This is a genomic window from Micromonospora tarensis, assembly GCF_016803395.1.
Taxonomy (GTDB): domain Bacteria; phylum Actinomycetota; class Actinomycetes; order Mycobacteriales; family Micromonosporaceae; genus Micromonospora; species Micromonospora tarensis.
Genome location: NZ_JAEVHL010000388.1, coordinates 1 through 3,771, shown reverse-complemented (window position 1 = coordinate 3,771; position 3,771 = coordinate 1). Strand labels below are relative to the sequence as shown.

The window sequence follows — 3,771 nt, the reverse complement described above, 5'->3', positions numbered from 1 at the left end:
GCCGACGTCCTCACCGACGCGCTGGTCCGCGACCTGACCGGCCAACCCCGCGTCCGCCGGGCCCGCGTGCTGCTCACCGGCGCGGCACCGCACCCCGACCTGTGGATCCGGGTGGACCTGACGGCCGACGCGCCGGCCGCCGGCGTCCGCGAACACGTCCGCGCCGCGGTCCGCCGATTCGCCGCGACCACCGACTGCCAGCCCGCGCACCTCGACGTGACCGCTCGCGTCGAGCCCGACCAGACCTGAGCCGGGCGGCAAGTTGGCCCGACCAGACCTGAGCCGGGCGGCGGCAAGTTGGCCCGACCGGTCAGCCGGCGGTCCGGCGGCGGCGTGCCACCAGGACGCTGGCACCGATGGCGACCACCAGGGTCAGCACCACCACCGCGAGGGTCAGCCAGACCGGCAGCTTGCCCACCGGCGTCTCGGCGAGGATGAGTTTCAGGCCGGCGAAGGCGAGCAGCAGCGCCAGCCCGTAGCGCAGGTAACCGAAGTGTCGCAGCAGACCGGCGAGGCAGAAGTAGAGACTGCGCAGGCCCAGCACGGCGAACGCGGTGGCCGTCCAGACCAGGAAGGTGTTGGTGGTGATGGCGAGAATCGCCGCCACCGAGTCGATGGCGAAGACCACGTCGTGGCCTCGATGGAGACGAGCGCCACCAGCAGTAGGGTCGCCACCCGCCGGTCGTCCACCCGAGCCGTGAACCGGCCCCGGTGGTACCGGGCGTCGGTGGGCACCAGCTTGCGGAACAACCGGACCACGACGTTGCGGTCCGGGTCGACGTCGGGTTTTCCGCGCACGGCCAGCCGCCAGCCGGTCCAGATCAGGAACGCGCCCAGCACGAACCCGGCCCAGCTGAGCCGGTCCAGCAACTCGGCGCCGGCGAAGATGAACAGCAGCCGGAAGACGAGCGCCCCGACGACACCCCAGAACAGCACCTTGTGCTGGTAGCCGGGCGGCACCTGGAAATAGCCGAAGAGCAGCGCGAAGACGAACACGTTGTCCACCGAGAGCGCCTTCTCCAGCAGGTAGCCGGAGAAGTACGCGATGGCCGGGTCACTGCCGAGGCCCCACCAGACGACCAACCCGAACAGCAGGCCCGCCGCGATCCAGATGCCGCTCCACAGCAGCGCCTCGCACAGTTCGATGACGTGGTTGTCCCGGTGCAGGAGCACGTCCACGGCGAGCATCACCGCGATCACCGCGCCGACCGCCGCCCACGCCCAGAGCGGGACCGCGACCGTCGCCTGAGCCACCGACGCCCTCCGCATCGACCACGGTGCACCGCCCGTCACCCGCCGACCGGACCCTTTCGAGCCTAGGCGAACTGCCAACCCCGGATGGGGCGGTCCGACGAATCCCAAGCCGCCAGGCGGTGCGTTGGGAAACCGCCGCACACTGCCCGGTGGGCGTCACCGGTACCGGTGACGTCCACCGAACCGTCATCGTCCCCGCCGTGATCGAGGGCCCGGTCCGCCGCCGGCCCCCGGTTGTTGACCGCGCCGACCGGCCCGCGACCACGGACCGCTGGCACCGCCGACCCGGGCACGATGGAGCAGGTGGCGGGTCCGCCGCACATCGCCGAGATGCGATCCGGCAGGATCGACGGTGACCGGACACATCACCCAACACGGCAGGAGATCCCCGCATGAACCAGGCAGCAGGCGCCCGATCGGGCAAGCCCGAGGTTGGTCCGATCGAGGGTGCGCCGCCGGCCGACCTCGTGATCGAGGACCTCACCGTGGGCGACGGCCCGCAGGCCGAGGCGGGCCAACTGGTCAGCGTGCACTACGTCGGCGTCTCGCACTCCACCGGCGGGGAGTTCGACTCGTCCTGGAACCGGGGCGAGCCGTTCGAGTTCCCGCTCGGCGGCGGTCAGGTCATCGCCGGCTGGGACCAGGGCGTCGTCGGCATGCGGGTCGGCGGCCGTCGCCGGCTCACCATCCCGCCGCACCTGGGGTACGGCGACCGCGGCGCGGCCGGCGTCATCGCGCCGGGCGAGACGCTGATCTTCGTCGTCGACCTGCTCGGCGTACGCTGACCGAGCTTCCGGGGTCGCCGGCCCACGTCGTCGGCGACCCCGCGCCGCTCAGGCAACCAGTTGCAGGTGTGTGGTCGCGCCCGACCGGCGCGCGGTCTCGATCGCCGGAGCCGGCTGGACGATCGGCATCACCCGATGCAGCCCGCTGACCCGCAGCACCCGCGCCACCACCGGGCTCGGGTCGACCAGGACCAGCTCGCCGCCGCGGGCCCGGACACGTAGATGCGCGGCGAGCAGGGTGCGCACGCCGGCGGCGGAGAGCAACCGCAGCTCCGACAGCTCCAGCCGGAGCACCCGGCGCGCTGGCGCGGACCACAGCGCGGACCGGAACGCGGCCACCGTGGCGATGTCGACCTCGCCGGCCACCCGCATGACGACCATCTGGTCACCCACGCTGACCTGCACGTCGAGCCGACCGCTGCGCTCTTCCATGAGCAGAAATCTAGCCGCCACCTCTGACAGTTTCGGCAGTGCGCGCAGTGATTCCGGGTACGCCCAGGGTCATACCCCGAGGTGCTCCGCGTCCCTCTCAGGGTGCGGGTGTCGGCGCGCCACGCGGGCGTCGAATCGACAGCACCGGTGGAGAATAGGCGGATGCTGATTCCTCGGCCTCGTCCGCCCCGGCTGATCCGCCCGGTCCGCGAGCCGGCGACCACCCCGGTGGCGCTGACCGGGGTGTGGGCCCCCAGCGACCGCCGGCTGGACCAGGCCGAGGTGCTGCCCCTTCCGCCCGGCGCGGTCGGCCCGGAGGACGTGCTGGTCGACGGCGCCGGCCGGGTGATCAGCGGCGACGAGGACGGTCGGCTCTGGTGGTGGCCTGTCGACGCGCCGGCCGGCACCCGACCCCGGTTGCTGGCCGAGACCGGTGGCCGCCCGCTCGGCATCGAGGTGGACCCGTCCGGTGCGGGCCTGGTGGTCTGCGACGCGTACCGCGGGTTGCTGCGGGTCACGCCCGACGGCGCGGTACGCGAACTGACCGGGACGACGCCCCGGGTGCACCTGGCCAACAACGCGACGGTGGGCCGCGACGGCACCATCTACTTCACCGACAGCTCCGACCGCTTTCCGGTCTCGCACTGGAAGCGGGACCTGCTGGAGCACCGCCCCAACGGCCGGGTGCTGGCCCACCATCCGGGCACCGGCCGCACCGAGGTGGTGGCCGACGGGCTCTACTTCCCCAACGGCATCGCGTTGACCCCTGACGAGTCGGCGCTGATGCTCGTGGAGACCAGCACCCACCGGCTGCTGCGCGTCGAGCTGAGCGGTGCCGTCCGGGTGCTCGCCGACCTGCCCGCGTACCCGGACAATCTGGCCTCGGTGGGCGACGACACGTACTGGATCGCGCTGCCCAGCCCCCGGGTGCCGATCGCCGAGCGGCTGCTGCCGCATCCGCGGCTACGCCAGCTCGCCGCGCTGCTGCCCGACGCGATGCAACCGCAGCCACGCCGCTACGGGCTGGTCGCGCTGGTCGACGGCACGGGCGCGGTCCGCCGGACGCTGCACGGCCCGAGCGGGCACTACTGCATGATCACCGGGGTACGCCAACACGGCGATCAGCTCTGGCTGGGCAGCCTGACCGGGTCCGGGGTGGCCCGCGTACCGCTGGGGTGAGGGCGGGCGATATCGCGGCGGGGCCGGTCCGCCATCTTCGGCGGACGCCCCGACCGGCGGCAGCGGTGTCTCAGCGGCCGCTGACCGAGGGCGCCGGGCCGGCGAACCGCCGGCCACCGCG

At 73.1% G+C, this 3,771-nt stretch carries 4 protein-coding genes and 1 pseudogene; 3 read left to right on the top strand and 2 right to left on the bottom strand.

From position 1 onward, the window contains the following. The coding region (locus JM949_RS34395) for a hypothetical protein (RefSeq protein ID WP_203152201.1) at positions 1–249 on the top strand (249 nt) is incomplete at its 5' end. Between the two features lie 61 nt (positions 250–310). Here JM949_RS34395 and JM949_RS34390 read toward each other — a convergent pair. Continuing rightward, positions 311–1,269 (bottom strand): annotated as a pseudogene (locus tag JM949_RS34390) (TerC/Alx family metal homeostasis membrane protein). A gap of 377 nt (positions 1,270–1,646) precedes the next feature. Here JM949_RS34390 and JM949_RS34385 point away from each other — a divergent pair. Beyond that, positions 1,647–2,039 (top strand): FKBP-type peptidyl-prolyl cis-trans isomerase, encoded by a 393-nt coding sequence (locus tag JM949_RS34385; protein ID WP_203152200.1) that lies wholly within the window; start codon positions 1,647–1,649, stop codon positions 2,037–2,039. A gap of 48 nt (positions 2,040–2,087) precedes the next feature. Here JM949_RS34385 and JM949_RS34380 read toward each other — a convergent pair whose 3' ends face one another. Further along, positions 2,088–2,471 carry an STAS domain-containing protein gene (locus JM949_RS34380; protein WP_203152195.1) on the bottom strand — a complete coding sequence of 128 codons (384 nt, stop codon included), beginning with the start codon at positions 2,469–2,471 and terminating at the stop codon, positions 2,088–2,090. A gap of 162 nt (positions 2,472–2,633) precedes the next feature. On the opposite strand from JM949_RS34380, the gene JM949_RS34375 reads away from it, so the two are divergent. Further along, entirely contained in the window at positions 2,634–3,650 is a 1,017-nt protein-coding gene (locus tag JM949_RS34375; protein ID WP_203152193.1) for an SMP-30/gluconolactonase/LRE family protein, read from the top strand. The last annotated feature ends 121 nt before the right edge of the window (positions 3,651–3,771 follow it).